Source organism: Hyphomicrobium sp., from assembly GCF_035687085.1.
GTDB lineage: Bacteria > Pseudomonadota > Alphaproteobacteria > Rhizobiales > Hyphomicrobiaceae > Hyphomicrobium_B.
The window spans coordinates 137,324-153,730 of sequence record NZ_DASRYS010000002.1 but is presented as its reverse complement, the minus strand read 5'-3'; the positions used below and the strand labels follow the sequence as shown (position 1 = coordinate 153,730).

The following is a 16,407-nucleotide window of genomic DNA, read 5'->3' as shown; positions in this document are numbered from 1 at the left end:
TGACGGTCTAAACAGTGCGGCGCACGTCGCTCGCGAACATATACCCGACGCCGCGGATTGACTTTATGTGGTCGATACCCGTCTCGTCATCGATTTTTCGGCGTACACGGCTGACGAGTGCATCGATCGAGCGATCGAGCGGGGAATAGTCGTGTCCCTTCATGAGATCCATAATTTCGTCTCGCGACAGGACCCGATGCGGGTGCCGCACGAAGAGCTGGAGCAAATTGAATTCGGCTGTGGTCAATTCGCGGCGCTCATTGAGGTGCCCCTTGAGTTCACGGCTGGTTATGTCCAGGGTCCAATTGCCAAAACGGAAAACCTCGTGCGCGGTAGCCAGCTGAGCGACAGGCGCTTTGCCACTTTCCTTTCGTCTCAACACCGCGCGCACGCGCGCCAGGACCTCTCGCGGACTGAAGGGCTTGGCAATATAATCGTCGGCGCCGACCTCCAGTCCGACGATGCGATCGACCGTATCTCCCTTGCCTGAAAGCATCACAATCGGCACATCGCAGGAGACGCGAATTTCTCGAGCGAGACTGAGGCCATCGTCACGACCGAGCGTTAGGTCCAAGGTTATGAGGTCAATCGCTCCCCGCGCCAGGGCCGCGAGGGCGTTCTTGGCATCAGGCGCTTCAATCACGTCGTAACCTTCCCGCTCGAAGCAGGTCTTGAGCAAGCTCCGGATCTCGGGATCATCATCGACAACGAGTATGTGTGTCACAACGCGGGAGTTCCCAAAGGTCAGGCGGTTACAATCCATTACAATTGATTACACAGAGTGCAAATGCCCGGCACGTTCATCCTGTCATATGCTCCCAAGGGATGCGGGCAGAAGGATACCCAGGACATGTACAGCGCGCCACAAAACGAGCAGGCGACGGGCTTCAAAGTCCAGCGGGGAGACAACTTCCATTTCGGGACTGTCCGGCGCGTTGAGGCGAAGGAACACGTCTTTTGCGAAGGTGACCCTAGGACACACGTATATCGCATCGAAGACGGTGTGATCGCCCTGTCGAAAGTCCTTAGCGACGGGCGGCGACAGATTATAGACTTTGCCTATCCCGGCGATTACATCGGCCTCGGTATGTTTGGCGACCATGTTTTTGACGCCCAGGCCACGTGCGCTTCAAAGGTCAAGTGTCTGCCAACATCGCAATTGGAACACGATGCTGCGCGCGACCCTGCCCTCGCCCTCCGGCTCTATAATGCCGTTTCAGCGGAACTCTCGGCGGCCCGCCGGCTGCTGGTTAGCGTCGGTCAAGGTACCGCGATGGAACGAATTGCTTCGTTTCTCATCGAATTGAAGGGCCGCGGCGGCCATTTGGAAGACGACACGATCAAGCTGCCAATGCGCCGGTCAGATATTGCTGATCTGCTTGGTTTGACTATCGAGACGGTCAGCCGGACGCTGACGAGACTCAGGATGATGCATATCATCGAAATCCAGAAGGGAAATGACGTTCGCATCCTTAATTCCGATCGCCTGCTGGAGTTGGCAGGTTGAGGATCCATGAGCTGAAGGTTTCGCGATGCAATATCGAACGATCTTGCTGCATTTGAACGACGAAAAGCGCGTCGGCCACCTCATAAAAACAGCGCTCACTTTATCGAGAAGCGGCGGGGTGCATGTCGTCGGACTTTACGTGATCCCGTCGGCAATTCCTCCACCTGATCTCGTGGGTTTGTTTGCCACGACGTTAATGGAAGACCAGCTTTCCAGCTATCGTGAGCAAGAACATCGGATCAAGCTTGTTTTCGATGCCAAGATCAAGGGAGCCAGCAACACCACGCACGAATGGCGGACAGATGCTTCATCATTTGATGCCGACGTTGCAGATGCCGTTATCAATCACGCACGCACGGCCGATTTGATCATCGTCAGTCAGGCAGGGCAGAATCCATGGATCGATGACGTCCCGGAACGCGTAGCACTCGAAAGCGGACGGCCCGTTTTGGTTGTTCCGCAGGAAGGCGATTTTGATGAGATAGGTAAAGACGTCACTATCGCCTGGAAGCCAACAAAGGAGGCCACGCGAGCCGTGTTCGATGCACTGCCGATTTTGAAAGACGCAAGGCGCGTTCGAATTCTGAGCGTGACAGAGAACGGCGGCTCTTCACCTGACAGCAGCAACCGAACATCAGGCGACGAACTTGCTTCCTCGCTCCTGCGCCATGGAATCCTTGTTGAGACCGAAACGGTTGCCCAGGATGATCTATCGATTGCCAATCGGCTTCTGGTACATACTCGACGTGCGTATCAAGACCTCATCGTCATGGGTGTATACGGTCATTCGAGATTTCGAGAATTCATTTGGGGCGGTGTCTCACGAGACATCCTGCAAAATACAAAGGTCCCGGTGCTGCTTGCTCATTAGCGCCCCTGCAGAGCATTAAACTCGACGCCAGTCGTTGTCCTCAGCGCGCATGTCATTTCAGTGGGTAAAAGGCATGACGAGCAAAGTCTTGGGTAGGGGCCAATCGACAGCATCCAGCTCGAGGGAATGCCCGAGACTTACCCATTTGGCGTTTAGTAATTCAGCTGACGTGTCGTCAGCTGAAGCGAATGGCGTCGCTCCCTCAGCACTTGAGGCGCGAGCGCGTTCAACCTCCTTACAATAAACAATATGACCAGCGACGCTAAGCTGAAGGCTCGCCTTCATCGGCAGATCAAAACCGACGTCGAGCTCTGCGTTACGACGCGATGAGCCTCACTGCCGAGCACGAGGCGCATCAAGCCTCGACGGCCATGCGATGCCATTACGATCAAATCGCAGCTGCGTGCGTGCGCGGTTTCAACGATCCCCTCGGCGGGAAATTTCTCTTTGACGTGAACTGTGTCGCAAGAGATTTGCAATTTTGCCCCGATAGCAGAGGCCTCGGCCAAGATCTTGCCTGCGTTCGCTGCTGCGGCCCGCTCGTATTCTTCTACCGGAAAGACAACCGCAACTTCTGCCGGAGCCGCTAATCTCCAAGGCTCGCTCACGGTTACGATGGTCACTTTTGCATTGACCGATTTTGCCAAGTCAAAGCCCTGCGCAACAGCTTTTTGAGCCAACTCTGAACCGTCGGTCGCAATAAGTAGATGTTTAAACATGTCAGCTCACTCAGCCGAATAGGTACCACATCATAGAAGCATTATTACTCGCACGTTATGGCGTTGCTACTTCAGGATGCATGCATCCGATCCAATAACGTTGATCAGCGTCAAGTCGTCGGTCAGCGCCCTATGGGGGCGCTTCATTGCGACGGGACGGTTAACTGCCACGCCGGAGGCTAGCCTGCGGCTGCTTGCTCGTAGATGTCCTCCTCCTGTGCATTGTGTATGCGAACGAGTGATTCAATAGACTCGATCACTCGCTGAGCATCTCGGATCAGATATCTGTCCACGGCCTCAACCTTCAGACCGTTCGTCAATCTTGAAAGCAAGCGCGATAAATGAAGAATTTCGCGGTGTGCACGGCTCATGGCGACGAGCCCCGGAGCGTCATGAATGATTTTGGCAATTCGCGGATACACATTGCTCTCGTCATCCCGCTCGTGTTCGACGATGTTGCGAGAAATCAGATCGTTCGCTTCAAGGATTAGCGGCACCGCCGCCTGAGGAGACGCCTCGTCGAGAGCGTCAGCAATTTCTCTTAAGCGATCGAGGCTGGCTTGAAGTCCACAGTGATCCTGCCGAAGAGCGCGGCTGGAATCCGTCTGGAGCCGAGGCTGACCAAATCTCCAACCTGGTGTCAGCGCACGCAGCGCATTGAGTATGACAGCGACGTCAATTGCCTCCTGTGTCAGGGCACCCTCTACTGGCGTCAGATATCCGAAAGCCGCGGCGATCATAGCGACGCCTGACATGGCCATGCCTGCAGCGATGCTCTGAATAGCAATGCGTCGCGTTCGCCGGGCAATCGCAACAGCGTCAGAGACCCGATCGAGCTGATCAACGAGAATAACGACGTCGGCGGCCTCGGAAGACGCGCTCGCGCCACGGGCGCCCATTGCGATACCGACGTCGGCGGCCGCAAGAGCGGGCGCATCGTTGATGCCATCGCCGACCATAATTGTTGGGTGAAGCCGTTGTTCGATAACGACGGCCTCAACTTTGTCCGATGGGACTCGTTCGGCAAGCACCGCGTCGAGGTCGAGAGCGGCAGCGATTGTGTCAGCAGACTCGGCGCGATCGCCAGTCACCATAATGATCCGCTTAACCCCAGCGGTGCGCAGATTTTGCACCGCCCTTGGCGTTTCGCGCCGCAGTTCGTCAGCCAAAAGGATCGCACCGATCATCGTACCATCCACTGACACGAATACACTCAGCGCTGATCGCCATGATGCCCGACGCAGCGCGCGTATCGCCCAGGGTTGAGGCTGTACCGGCCCATATACCAAATCGAAGGAACCCGCGCGCACTAGGTGACCTTCGACCCAACCCTGAAGGCCCGATCCCATCGTCTCTTTGACCTTTGTCGGCTGAGACAGCATCAGTCCCCGCGCACGCGCCGCGGTAACGATTGCTGCCGCGACCACATGATGGGACGCCTGCTCGAGAGAGCCCGCAAGGCGGAGTATTTCGTCGGCCGATCGCTGCGGCGCGGTTTCAATTGCGACTAGCCTCGCGCCGCCCACGGTCAGCGTGCCGGTCTTGTCGAACATCACGGTGTGCGTTCGCGCCAGTGCTTCGATCGCGGCACCGCCTTTGATTAGAATGCCGCGGCGAGCCGCGCGCGAGATACCGGCGATGAAAGCGACTGGAGCCGCTAGAATGAGCGGACAGGGCGTCGATGCCACGAGAACGGCTAGGCCACGGATGGGATCACCCGACCATAGCCAAGCTGCTGTCGCCAACGCCAGCGTCACCGGCAGCAGCAATAACGCATAGCGATCTGCGACCCGGATGAACGGCGCCTTCGCAGTTTGCGCCGCGGTCACCAACTTGATGATTCCAGCGTAAGTGCTTTCGCTGGCACTCGCTGTCGCGCGCATTTCGAATGTTTCGCCCGCGTTGATCGTGCCGCTATGAACGGGATCTCCTTTCGGCCGCGTCACGGGAATGGGCTCACCCGTCAATGCAGCTTCGTCGAGCGTTGCCGACGCTGCGAGGATGACGCCATCAATGGGAATGACTTCGCCGGCGCGCACCAAGACGGTATCGCCGACGGCGACGTCTTCGATTGCGACGTCTTCCAACACGTCTCCGTGGCGCCGGTGAGCGATGCGGGGGGCACGGTCGGTCAGAGACTTGAGATCGCGTTCGGCGCGCGCGACGGCAAAATCCTCCAGCAGATTGCCGCCGGCATACATGACCGCCACAACGACCCCGGCAAGGGGCTGCCCGAGCAGGAGTGCTGCCGTCATGGAAACGAACGCAACGGCATCGACGCCCATACGCCCGGCCATGAGGTCGCGCACCATGGACACGAACAGCCCGATGACGACCGGCACCGTACCTGCCGCCCAAAGCCATTTTGCGGCAACGGGATGGCCGGTCGCGTAAAGCAGGCCGCCGGATGCCAATCCAGTCAGTGCGATTGCAAGAAGTGCTCGCCGCTGCAGTCTCTCAGGAAAGGCAATAGGCAAGGTTGAGCCTCGCAGACTTTGGGACCACACGACCGGCCCGAAAAGCTGTTCGATCCCGGCCGTTGAACCATCGCGGCAACGCGCCGGTTAGCGGGGCGGCGTCGAGATTGATACGCCGAACGAACACCTCGTATCGGGGTTCATGTTCGACGTCCTGGACCTCTATCCATGCAACGGCACATTATACTGCGTTCATTTCACTCGGAAGGGCTGGAGTTGAAAATGGCTCCTTCCTTAGCTGGTGACCTTGCTACTGCTCAGTCGTGGCGGCACTTTCACGATAGCTGGTTGTGGACGCAGCACGGAACCGGTTCAACCCGGACCTCACAATGGAGCCGAACATGAGTGATGAAGGCAATCTCGCCCTGTTCTGCGATTTCGAGAACATTGCCTTGGGCGCACGCGATGCCAAGTTTGCGAGCTTCAACATCCAGCTTGTGCTCCAGAAGCTTCTCCTCAAGGGCAGCATTGTCGTCAAGAAGGCCTATTGCGATTGGGATCGCTACAAGGAATTCAAGGTCACGATGCACGAGGCGGCGTTCGAGCTGATCGATATTCCCCATGTTCGGCAATCGGGCAAGAACTCGGCTGATATTCGAATGGTCGTAGATGCTCTCGATCTCTGCTATACGAAAGCCCACATCGATACGTTTGTGATCATCTCAGGCGACTCGGATTTTTCACCGCTGGTGAGCAAGCTTCGCGAGAATGCGAAGACGGTCATCGGGGTAGGCGTGAAGAACTCCACCTCCGACCTCTTGATGAGCAATTGCGATGAATTCATCCTTTATGACGATCTGGTCTTGAAGCGAGAACCGGCCGTCAGGCGCACACGCAGCGAAGACGAAGCCAAGGCTCCGGTATCGGCAAAAGTTATCGATAAGACGTCAAAGACCGCCGAGGATCGAACGCAGCAGGCAATCGATCTTGTGCGGGAAACGATCGCAGCGCTTCAGGCGGAGCGAAGCGGCTCAGCCAAGCTTTGGGGATCTATGGTCAAGCAGACTTTGAAACGACGCCGGCCCAGCTTCAATGAGTCGTTCTACGGCTTTGGCTCGTTCAATGATCTTCTTTTGGAAGCCCAGGCTCGTGGACAACTCGACCTCGAGCTTGATGATCGTTCGGGAGGCTACGTGATCCGGAGCCTCGGCAGGGGCTCATAGCCCACAATCCGCGAGATCAACGGCAACCTAGGCAGTTTTGCACGTCCAAATGACGAGATCCGTTATGACCAGGGTGAACGCTTGATTGAGAGCGGCAACGGCGCTCGCTTCGTCCGAGATGCTCGAAGGGATTCGAGCTTCGAACAGCTTTGCACCGAGGATATTGCCATTTTCGCCTATGATCTTCGCTGAAAAGGAGATCTCGGCGATGGGCGTTGGTGACATCACGACTTGGAAGCTGCGCAAATCTAGCAAGAGCTGGTAATCGATCTTGAGCCCTTCGGGCTGGCGTCCAAGGGTCTTCAGATAGCCGGCATTATCGAAACTCTGAACCACACGCGATTGCACAAGCCGGCTCAACGTATCTGGCCATTTTGCCTGGATCGCTGGGGAACGGTCACCCGCTGGCGTTACGACCGTGACCTGATCGTTGAAGACGCTGCCCACCACATCTGGTTCGGGAATGACGAGCTGGCCTTGCGGAATTTTTGTTAGCGGCGGAAACGCGTCCGCGGCTTTGAGATCAAAAACATGCGTTGACGCTTTTTGTGTTCCCCCGCCCGTCATGCGCTCAAGACCCGACAGTATTCCGTCAACGCGATCCGAATTGCGAGCAAGTGCAGCGGAGAAGGTATTGATATTTGCAATGAGCGAACGCAGCGGCTCGGCGTTGTCTGTTACGATCGCGTCGATGTGGCGAAGAACGCTGCGCGCAGAGTCCGTCATGTTTTGGCCAGCATCGGGATCAGCGGTAAGAAGCGGCGGCTTACCGTCGGTCGAGGTTACGGCCGGCGCGTTCGCCGCTCCCCCGTTCAACGAGAGGACCGGTGAACCCGTGAGCCCTTGAAATGCGATCTCAACCTTGGTGTCGGCACGTACTGGCGTCTCGCGGTCAATGGACATAACCGCGATCACCTGCTTTGGATTTTCCGGGTTCAATTGTAGCGCAATGACTTCACCGACTCGGATGCCATTGAACTGCACGCCAGAGCCCTTGAGAAGCCCGGACACAGTATTTTCAAATCGTACGCGGTAGAGTGTTTGCTTTGTCAGGCCGCCGGCATGGTTCAACCAGTAGACAAACGCAAAAATTGCCGCGACAGCCGACAGGGTGAACAATCCGATCAATGTGTAGCGCGCGCGGATTTCCATCCTTGTTCCCTCAATCAGGTAGGCGTGCAGATCCGTGTTCGAGCAGCCGTCCCCGCTGCCCCCGAAAATAGGAGATTACCCAGGGGTGCTCGCTGGAAAGAATCGCGGACATCGGACCATCCGCCACTATTTTCCCCTCTGCCAGGACCGCAATGCGATCACATACCGCGTGCAGAGTATTTAGATCGTGAGTGATCATGAAGACCGTCAGACCGAGCGTCCTTTGGAGCGTTCGGATCAAAGCATCAAACTCGCCCGCCGATATGGGATCGAGGCCGGAGGTTGGCTCGTCGAGAAAAACCAATTCCGGATCGAGTGCAAGAGCGCGAGCCAAGGCAACGCGCTTCGTCATGCCACCCGAAAGTTCGGAAGGAAACTTGTTCTCGTCCCTCCTCGATAGCCCAACCATAGCGAGCTTCGTCGCCGCTAATTCTTCCAACATGGTTTCGGGGAGGCGCAGAAACTCGCGCATCGCAAATTGCACATTCTGAATGACGGTCAACGATGAGAAAAGCGCCCCGTTTTGAAATAGAACACCCCAGCGTCGCTGGAACTGGCGACGAGCCTCGTCATCCAGAACATCCACGTTTTGCCCGAGAATCTCGATCGTACCGGTGCGCTTGGGCAGCAGTCCGATGATCGTTCGTAACAGGACGGACTTGCCACTGCCCGAACCGCCTACGAGGCCGAGAATCTCGCCGCGTCGGACGTCCAGGGAGATATGATCGAGCACGATCCGATCGGCAAAACCGACCACCAAATCACGAACGTGGATCATCGGTTGGACTGCAGCGCTCTCCATGGCTCACATGCCAATCGATGCGAAAAAGATCGCGAACAGTCCGTCGAGAACAATGACGAGAAAAATCGACGTCACGACGGAAGACGTCGTCTGAAGCCCGAGAGATTCGGCACTCCCTTTTACTTTCAAGCCTTCGGTGCACGCTACGATGCCTATGACGAGCGCCATGAAGGGTGCTTTGATCATTCCCACTTTGAAGTGCGTGATCGAGATGGCTTCTTTCAGCCGTGCAACGAAAATTTCCGGGCTCATCCCGCCGTACAGCCAGGCAACCAGTTCGGCACCGTAAAGCGCCGACATCGAGCCGAGGAACGTCAGGATCGGTAGCGCAATCACCAGGGCGATAACCCGAGGTAAAATGAGAACGTCTGTGGGGTTGAAGCCCATCGTCCTCAGCGCGTCGATTTCCTCCCGCATTTTCATCGACCCAAGCTCGGCCGTGTAAGAGCTACCCGAACGGCCCGCCACCATGATGGCCACTATGAGCACGCCAATCTCACGGAGAACGAGAATGCCGACCATATCCACCACATAGTCGTCCGCGCCGAATTTCCGGAAATGGAAAAAGCCCTGCTGCGCGATGATCGCGCCGATCAAAAACGTGATCAACAGGATGATCGGCACTGCCTGCCAAGCGACCCGATCAAGATGGTGTACCGTGGACGTCAACCGGAATTCCCGGGGATTGAGCGTCGCCCGGAGAGCCGAGACGGAAACCGCGCCAAGCATGTTGAGAAGCAGCAGAAAATTTTGCCAAGCGCGCGTAACGTACTCTCCGACTGCCGGGGCCCCTGAATATCCCAAACGGGCGATTGGATGCACACGGCCGGCTTCTTCGCTCGACTTTTGCACGGCATCGAACAAGGCGGCGTATCGGTTTGGAAGACCGACAATCGTCACTTCGATTCCGCGCGATTTCAACTCGCGATCTAAGCGCGCAAGTTGCCACGCGCCGAAAGTGTCGAAGGCACGGACACCGCTCATGTCTATCGATGTTGGGATTGGGGGATCAGCTTCAGCCAAGAACGAACCGACGATTTGATCGAGTGCCTTGGCTCGCTCCGCGGTCCATTCGTTCGCCGCCGTCATGAGCGACGAATTCGACTCTCGGACGGCTGTCAGCAGGGACGTGGAGTCTGCGCTCAAGACACACGTTCTGCCGGCAAGTATTGCTCCTCTTCGTCAGGCGAATACACAACCAATCCAGAGACCGGATCGACCCACGCGAGATGGCTCCGAACCTCTTTGACGCCCGGAACATTTTCCGCGGCCACTACGGCTGCCTGGTCCTGCTGATAGGCGGTGAATGAACCCCAGAGGTCGACTACCCCGTCTTTCACAGTGGGATTGACGAACTCGATAGCCATCCAGGGAAGCTTTCCGAGTTCCGCGCGCACTTTCTCGCGGATAACGGCATCGTCCTCACGCCCATTGCCTCCACCGCGCGCCAAGGTCGCCAGCTGCTGCACGAGATTGGCCCGACTTACAATCCCGATCACGGCGCCATCCCTTACGACAGGCAGACGCTTCACCTGATGTTTTTCCATGAGATGAACAATCTCATCGAGATCCGTTTCTTCGCCGATCGTAATCAAATCGCGCGTCATTACGTCGGCGACCTTGCGGCCATGAGAACGAATGTATTCGCCAGCGAGCATTTCCGTGGACGCGAGATACCAGCGCCAGCCTGACCTCGTGGACGCGGTTCCGATCTCAGTGCGACGCAGACAATCGCCCTCGGTAACGAGTCCAACCAGCCGTCCGCTTGCGTCGATCACGGGCAAACCGCTGACGCGGAACTTCTGCATCGTCTCTGCCATTTCCGCGATCGACCTATCTGGCGTGATCGACACCACGTTTTTTGTCATGACATCCCGCGCTTTCATGGTTCAACTCCTTGGAGCGAGCGTGAATAGCAGATCGATGCCCAGAACATCCGCAGCACTACTGGCGTTTGCTTGAGGAGAACGGCGCGAGTGGCCCACGCGCTGCTTGCCAGACCGCATCGGCGATGGCGGTGAAGCCTTTGCCGTAGTCATTGGCAGCTTGCTGCCAAAACTTCGCATAGACCTGATAGACGTCGTCAATTGTCTTGCAATTCGCAAGCTGCTGCGGGAAAGCAGCGTCTTTTGCCATGCGGTCGCCGACGAGCCGGAGCCAGCTTTGCGTGATTGCCTCGCTCGCGTGCCGGGCATCCGAATTCCAGGTGCCGAGTTCCCCGGCTACCGGATTCCAGGTTGCGAGTAAGGGAAAAATGGTAATTCCAGGAGCCGCATCGGGCGTCACTTTGGGTTCTGAGTATTGTTGACGATCTGACATAACCGGACCTCCTACGCTACAATCGGACCCTCACCACTATTACCTTCGCCCGTCCGTATTTTTCTGCCTTGATGGAAATCAACAACGGCCAACCTAATAATCTTACCGCTGAAAAACGTAAGTGCCCGGCGCATTTTCGAGGGGTTCCAGTCCGTCCCGCGGCGCGCCCATTGACGGTGGCGAGGACTTCTCGGATGAACGTTCAGCGAGCCAATCTGTCCACGCCAGCCACCAGGAGCCTTCGAATTTCGGCGCACTGGCGTGCCACTCATCGGGGCTTTCAAAGCTATCGGTTTCACGCTTGGTCGCCATCCGATAGCTGCGTCCTGATGATCCGGGAGGCGACACGACGCCGGCATTATGCCCTCCACTGGTCAGCACAAACGTAACATCCGTGTCCGTCAGGATGTTGAACTTGTAGACCGACCGCCACGGCGCCACGTGATCAGTCTCGGTTCCGAGCGCGAAAATCGGCATGTGAAGATCGGTGAGCGCAACCGCCCGCCCATCGACCATGTAGCGTCCCTCAGCGAGATCATTGTTGAGAAAGAGGGAACGAAGATAGTCCGAATGCATGCGGTAAGGCATGCGCGTCGCGTCTGCGTTCCAAGCCAATAGATCAAATACGGGCTGGCGTTCGCCCAGCAGGTAGCGGTTGATGACATGGGACCAGATGAGATCGTTCGAGCGCAGAAGCTGGAAAGCCCCGGCCATCTGCGTGCTATCCAGGAACCCCTGCTCGTCCATCATGTCTTCGAGGAATGAAATCTGGCTTTCGTCGATGAACAACGTCAGTTCACCGGCTTCCCTGAAGTCTGCTTGAGCAGCAAGAAACGTTACAGTTTTGAGACGATCATCATTATCGAGCGCCATCGCTGCCGCCGCAGTCGCCAGCAGCGTTCCGCCAAGACAGTACCCGGCGGCGTGAATTTTCTGTCCTCCGGCAACCTCACTGACCGCGTCAATAGCCGCCATCACACCAAGACGGCGATAATCCTCGAAGCTCGTGTCGCGATCCTCTTCCCCCGGGTTGCGCCAGGAAACCATGAACACGGTGAAGCCTTGGCCGGTCAGATATTTGACCAATGAGTTTTCGGGCCTGAGATCGAGAATGTAGAATTTCATGATCCAGGCGGGGATTATGAGTATGGGCTCGGGATACACGTCCGGCGTCGTCGGCGCATATTGGATGAGCTCGATCAGGTGATTGCGAAAGACGACTTTCCCGGGCGTGACTGCGATCGTTTCGCCAACCTTGAAATTCTCGACGCCTTCTGGCCCCTCCTTGTTTCGAAGCCGATCAAGATCTTCAAGGAAGTTCCATAGACCGCGAACGAGATTCGATCCCGCTTCTGCCTGGGTGCGTACAAGGACATCCGGGTTGGTCAGCGGAAAATTCGTCGGGGCAAAGACGTCGAGCGTCTGTCTCGTAATGAAGTCGAGTCGGTCGGCATTCTGCTTTTCCACCCCGCGCACGCCTGTAACGGCAGAATGCCACCACTCCTCCCATAGAAGAAAGGATTGGGCATAGACGTTAAAGGGAAACTCCTTCCAGCGCTCGGAGTGAAAGCGCTTGTCATTCGACCGTGGCAGAATGCATGGAGCCGCATCGGGCCCCGACAAGGCCGCAGCTTTTGCATAGTCCGCCAGACGGGTCCATTGATGAACGGCTTCGCCAAAACGCTCGAGTTGGCGCCCCGGAGACGTTGCCAAGTGAATAGCCCAATCGAAGCAAGCATTGGCGCATGCTGCGGGAGATACACCGGCCGTCGTCCGCGCCAGCAGATAGTGCAAATAGCGGTCCAGATTTTGATAGAATGCATCTTGATCGTGCAGGCGCAAAGGGTCCGCGGCGCAACTCTCAGATCTTGTGGCGCGCGCGTTTGCGGGAACGCAGCCTGAATTGGGGTTCAGCTCGGGCCCGCTGCCCTCTACCTTGGTCAACACGGCAACTTCTCCAAAATGATCCTAGACCAGGATATCGAATAGGACGCCCAGAGCCAATAGAATTGACCCATGTCAAAAAGGCTGGTCGACGCGGGCGTTCGGGATTGATCCAAATCAGCTGCAGGCTGATCGTGTACCGGCTAAACATCCTCGGCAAATGCGGAATGAGCGAAGGAACGGGATGACCGTACGCAACCTCACTCACCTGATGGCTCCAAAATCAGTCGCATTGATTGGCGCCAGTTCGAAGCCACGCTCGGTGGGGCTCACGGTGATGCGCAATCTCTCGGCAGGAGGCTTTGCTGGCGACATCAGCCTGGTTAACCCAAATCATTCCGAGGTCGATGGCCGCCCTTGCTACCCCTCGGTGAATGACCTCGCCGAGGCGCCCGACCTGGCGGTCGTCGCTGCGCCGCCCGCCGCTGTGCCTAGCATCATTGCAGACCTCGGCCGCAAAGGGACACGCGCCGCTGTCGTGCTGACGGCGGGTCTCGGTCCAAGGTCGAAAGAGATGCTCGAGGCCGCTCGTCCCTATTGCCTCCGCATCCTCGGACCGAACTGCATCGGGCTTATGGTTCCACAGATTGGCCTGAATGCGAGCTTTGCACATCGCGCTCCGCTAGCCGGCGATCTCGCTTTCGTATCGCAATCTGGCGCGCTGATTACGGCAGTTATCGACTGGGCGGCTGCTCGTGACATCGGCTTCTCGCACGTGGTGTCGCTCGGCGAAATGGCAGACATCGACCTTGGCGACATGCTCGACTATCTTGCGACCGACCGGTCTAGCCGCGCCATTCTGCTCTACGTCGAAGCCGTGACCCACGCACCCAAATTTCTTTCTGCGGCCCGGCGTGCTGCAAGGTTGAAGCCCGTCGTCGTCGTCAAGAGCGGACGCCACACTGGGGGAGCGCGCGCCGCTCTTTCGCACACCGGCGCGTTGGCTGGCTCAGATGCTGCCTATGATGCAGCGTTCCGCCGCTCGGGTTTGCTGCGGGTCAGAACGCTCGACGAACTTTTCGCGGCTGCGGAAATCCTCGCCCACGCATCAAAAATCGCCGGCGAACGACTGGCAATCCTGACGAACGGCGGCGGAGCCGGCGTTCTCGCGGCCGACGAATTGCAGGATGCCAAGGGCGTTCTGGCAAAGCTCGATGCTAAGACAACGTCGGCGCTCGACAAGGTCCTTCCGGCAACCTGGTCGCACGGCAATCCCGTCGACATCATCGGCGACGCCACTGCGAAGCGGTACACCGATGCGCTTCACGAGCTTCTCCAGGATCCGCAGTCCGATGCCGTTCTCGTTCTGCACTGTCCGACCGCGACCATATCGGCACGCGATGCAGCGATGGCCGTGATCAACCAGATTGACCTGAACCGCCGTGACGGCAACGGGGCAGCGAAGCCCGTCATCACGTGCTGGCTCGGCGAGGCTGTTGCAAAGGAACCGCGCGAGCTATTCACAGCAAACAATATCCCAACCTTCGCGACGACGTCGGAAGCAGTCACCGGCTTCATGCAGTTGGTAGACTATGCGCGAGCTCAAAACGAGCTGATGCAGACACCGCCCGTCGCCGCAGACGAGCGGACTTACCATACGGAAGATGCGGATGCGGAAATTCAGCGTATCCTCAGAGCCGGGCGAACCGTAGCGTCAGCACTCGAAACGAAGACGATACTCGCAGCCTACGGTATTCCAACCAACAAGGCCGTACTCGCCAGGGACATCGTCGAGGTTCGCTCCATCGCGGCCGACGTGCTGAAGCAGACGGAGGCATGCGCGCTCAAGATCGCCTCGCCCGATATCTCCCACAAATCCGATGTCGGCGGTGTACGCCTCGGCCTGCAGAGCGCCGCATCCGCGGAACAGGCGGCCGTGGATATGCTGGCTCACGTTAAGGCCAAGCTGCCAAACGCGCGCATCGATGGATTTACCGTTGAGCCTATGATCAGCAGACCAAATGCACTCGAACTCATCGTCGGTATGAGCGTCGATCAGACATTTGGCCCGATGATGTTGTTCGGCGCCGGCGGCGTCGCCGTTGAAGTCATTGGCGACAGTGCCCTGGCCCTGCCGCCGCTCGATACCCTTCTCGCCCGCCAGATGATCGCCGAGACGCGCATCTCTCGCTTGCTGGCCGGATATCGGGACCGGCCCGCTTCCGACGTCCGCGCCGTCGCGGATGTTCTGGTACGCGTGAGCGATCTCATTATCCGTCACCCTGAAATCCGCGAACTGGATATCAATCCGCTGTTGGCCGACGAGCACGGCGTGATCGCGATCGATGCCCGTCTGAAGCTTGCCGATGCGCGGATCAGCCCAAGACAGGAACTCGCTATCCGGCCCTATCCCGCGGGGTTGCAAAAGGCGATTACCGTCAATGGCATCGGCGAGATCACACTGCGGCCGGTCCGGCCAGACGACGAACCGCGTTACGGACCGTTCTTCGCGCTCATATCACCGGACGACATCCGCCTACGTTTCTTTACGGGCCGGAGCGCGTTTCCTCACTCGTTCTTGGCCAAGCTGACGCAGATCGACTACGCAAGAGAAATGGCATTTGTTGCGATAAAGAAAGACTCTGGCGAGCTGCTCGGTGTGTCACGCCTCATTCTGGAACCCGACCGGACCCGAGGTGAATTCGGTGTGCTCATCAGGTCCGATCTCCATAATCACGGCCTCGGCCGGCACCTCATGAACGCGCTGTTGAGCTACGCGCGTTCCGAAGGCGTGACGGAAGTGTTTGGACTTGTGCACGTCGATAACCGGCAGATGCTCGCGATGGCCGATGAACTCGGCTTCGAGTTGCGCATAACCCCGGAAGATCCGTCTGTTCGAGAAGTCGTCTGGCATCCCCGAGACGTCACGGTTCATGCGAGCCTGTCTTAGGCGGTCGAGAAATCGAGATTCATTTCTCTGTTTCGGCCAATTCAGTCTTCGCGGACTGTGCGGCCTTAAAGTTTCGGAGCAGCGTCATCAGGAGTGGCAAGACGACCGCCGACACAAACGCTTCACCCATTGTAAATGCAGAGGCATCGGCTCTGCCGGCCATCGGTGAAACGTCCTGCTCGAGTGCATGTATCGCCGATTTTCGCACGGTGAGCGCGAATGAAAATTCGCGGCCAGGCTTGAGCAATACGGCAACTGCAAAAACCAAAAGTGCGACAAACACGTTGACGGCGCCCAGAACAGCCACGGCTCCAGCAGGACTCAAAGTTGGCTCAAGAAGCCAAAACGAAGCGAGCTCCAACAATCCGAGGCCGCAAATCGCTATAAATGCGGCGAGCGCAAAGAGCGCGGACTTTCTCAAGATATAACGCGCATAACTGTTTAGAATTACAGCGTCAGCTGCCGATAGTTTATCGATATCCTGAGTGAGACTTCGCAGGTTCACGGGTCACAAACCTTCGATTTCGCAAATAAACACCGCACGCGCTTCCCTCTCTTTAAAA

General features: G+C 57.4%; 14 protein-coding genes. 4 read left to right on the top strand and 10 right to left on the bottom strand.

All coding sequences use genetic code 11. From position 1 onward, the window contains the following. Positions 1-7: 7 nt before the first annotated feature. A complete protein-coding gene (locus VFG26_RS01155) occupies positions 8-763 on the bottom strand; it encodes a response regulator (protein WP_325021357.1) in 756 nt (251 codons plus the stop codon). 24 nt (positions 764-787) lie between these two features. On the opposite strand from VFG26_RS01155, the gene VFG26_RS01150 reads away from it, so the two are divergent. Then, positions 788-1,507 (top strand): Crp/Fnr family transcriptional regulator, encoded by a 720-nt coding sequence (locus VFG26_RS01150; RefSeq protein WP_325021355.1) that lies wholly within the window; start codon positions 788-790, stop codon positions 1,505-1,507. Between the two features lie 25 nt (positions 1,508-1,532). After that, a complete protein-coding gene (locus tag VFG26_RS01145; RefSeq protein WP_325021353.1) occupies positions 1,533-2,378 on the top strand; it encodes a universal stress protein in 846 nt (281 codons plus the stop codon). A 281-nt stretch (positions 2,379-2,659) separates the two neighbouring features. Here the strand turns inward: VFG26_RS01145 and VFG26_RS01140 are convergent, their stop codons facing one another. Both VFG26_RS01140 and VFG26_RS01135 read right to left on the bottom strand, forming a co-directional pair. After that, complete coding sequence (locus tag VFG26_RS01140; protein ID WP_325021351.1) at positions 2,660-3,097, bottom strand: universal stress protein; 438 nt, start codon at positions 3,095-3,097, stop codon at positions 2,660-2,662. 179 nt (positions 3,098-3,276) lie between these two features. Then, positions 3,277-5,409: a heavy metal translocating P-type ATPase gene (locus VFG26_RS01135; RefSeq protein WP_414653247.1), complete on the bottom strand. Its 2,133-nt coding sequence runs from the start codon at positions 5,407-5,409 to the stop codon at positions 3,277-3,279. Positions 5,410-5,915: 506 nt separating this feature from the next. On the opposite strand from VFG26_RS01135, the gene VFG26_RS01130 reads away from it, so the two are divergent. After that, entirely contained in the window at positions 5,916-6,737 is an 822-nt protein-coding gene (locus tag VFG26_RS01130; RefSeq protein WP_325021349.1) for an NYN domain-containing protein, read from the top strand. A 27-nt stretch (positions 6,738-6,764) separates the two neighbouring features. Here VFG26_RS01130 and VFG26_RS01125 read toward each other — a convergent pair whose 3' ends face one another. From VFG26_RS01125 to VFG26_RS01100, 6 genes are all read right to left on the bottom strand, one after another. Then, positions 6,765-7,889 carry an ABC-type transport auxiliary lipoprotein family protein gene (locus VFG26_RS01125; protein ID WP_325021347.1) on the bottom strand — a complete coding sequence of 375 codons (1,125 nt, stop codon included), beginning with the start codon at positions 7,887-7,889 and terminating at the stop codon, positions 6,765-6,767. A 10-nt stretch (positions 7,890-7,899) separates the two neighbouring features. Further along, positions 7,900-8,691 (bottom strand): ABC transporter ATP-binding protein, encoded by a 792-nt coding sequence (locus tag VFG26_RS01120; protein WP_414653243.1) that lies wholly within the window; start codon positions 8,689-8,691, stop codon positions 7,900-7,902. Positions 8,692-8,694: 3 nt separating this feature from the next. Continuing rightward, the gene (locus tag VFG26_RS01115; protein WP_325021996.1) at positions 8,695-9,780 is read right to left on the bottom strand and encodes an MlaE family lipid ABC transporter permease subunit; all 1,086 of its coding nucleotides are present in this window, start codon (positions 9,778-9,780) and stop codon (positions 8,695-8,697) included. 53 nt (positions 9,781-9,833) lie between these two features. Further along, entirely contained in the window at positions 9,834-10,559 is a 726-nt protein-coding gene (locus VFG26_RS01110; protein ID WP_325021343.1) for a CBS domain-containing protein, read from the bottom strand. Positions 10,560-10,635: 76 nt separating this feature from the next. After that, entirely contained in the window at positions 10,636-11,010 is a 375-nt protein-coding gene (locus tag VFG26_RS01105; RefSeq protein ID WP_325021342.1) for a phasin family protein, read from the bottom strand. Positions 11,011-11,112: 102 nt separating this feature from the next. After that, complete coding sequence (locus VFG26_RS01100) at positions 11,113-12,957, bottom strand: PHA/PHB synthase family protein (protein WP_325021340.1); 1,845 nt, start codon at positions 12,955-12,957, stop codon at positions 11,113-11,115. 181 nt (positions 12,958-13,138) lie between these two features. On the opposite strand from VFG26_RS01100, the gene VFG26_RS01095 reads away from it, so the two are divergent. After that, positions 13,139-15,844 carry a bifunctional acetate--CoA ligase family protein/GNAT family N-acetyltransferase gene (locus VFG26_RS01095; RefSeq protein WP_325021338.1) on the top strand — a complete coding sequence of 902 codons (2,706 nt, stop codon included), beginning with the start codon at positions 13,139-13,141 and terminating at the stop codon, positions 15,842-15,844. 19 nt (positions 15,845-15,863) lie between these two features. Here VFG26_RS01095 and VFG26_RS01090 read toward each other — a convergent pair whose 3' ends face one another. After that, on the bottom strand, positions 15,864-16,349 hold the full coding sequence (locus VFG26_RS01090) for a hypothetical protein (RefSeq protein WP_325021336.1): 486 nt from the start codon (positions 16,347-16,349) through the stop codon (positions 15,864-15,866). Positions 16,350-16,407: the final 58 nt, after the last annotated feature.

Bases quoted from the DNA above. Each gene is read 5' to 3' on its own strand.
- VFG26_RS01140 (WP_325021351.1), bottom strand. From the start codon at position 3,097: ATGTTTAAACATCTACTTATTGCGACCGACGGTTCAGAGTTGGCTCAA.
- VFG26_RS01150 (WP_325021355.1), top strand. From the start codon at position 788: ATGCCCGGCACGTTCATCCTGTCATATGCTCCCAAGGGATGCGGGCAG.
- VFG26_RS01120 (WP_414653243.1), bottom strand. From the start codon at position 8,691: ATGGAGAGCGCTGCAGTCCAACCGATGATCCACGTTCGTGATTTGGTG.
- VFG26_RS01135 (WP_414653247.1), bottom strand. From the start codon at position 5,409: ATGGTGCGCGACCTCATGGCCGGGCGTATGGGCGTCGATGCCGTTGCG.
- VFG26_RS01145 (WP_325021353.1), top strand. From the start codon at position 1,533: ATGCAATATCGAACGATCTTGCTGCATTTGAACGACGAAAAGCGCGTC.
- VFG26_RS01105 (WP_325021342.1), bottom strand. From the start codon at position 11,010: ATGTCAGATCGTCAACAATACTCAGAACCCAAAGTGACGCCCGATGCG.
- VFG26_RS01155 (WP_325021357.1), bottom strand. From the start codon at position 763: ATGGATTGTAACCGCCTGACCTTTGGGAACTCCCGCGTTGTGACACAC.
- VFG26_RS01110 (WP_325021343.1), bottom strand. From the start codon at position 10,559: ATGACAAAAAACGTGGTGTCGATCACGCCAGATAGGTCGATCGCGGAA.
- VFG26_RS01130 (WP_325021349.1), top strand. From the start codon at position 5,916: ATGAGTGATGAAGGCAATCTCGCCCTGTTCTGCGATTTCGAGAACATT.
- VFG26_RS01125 (WP_325021347.1), bottom strand. From the start codon at position 7,889: ATGGAAATCCGCGCGCGCTACACATTGATCGGATTGTTCACCCTGTCG.
- VFG26_RS01115 (WP_325021996.1), bottom strand. From the start codon at position 9,780: ATGACGGCGGCGAACGAATGGACCGCGGAGCGAGCCAAGGCACTCGAT.
- VFG26_RS01095 (WP_325021338.1), top strand. From the start codon at position 13,139: ATGACCGTACGCAACCTCACTCACCTGATGGCTCCAAAATCAGTCGCA.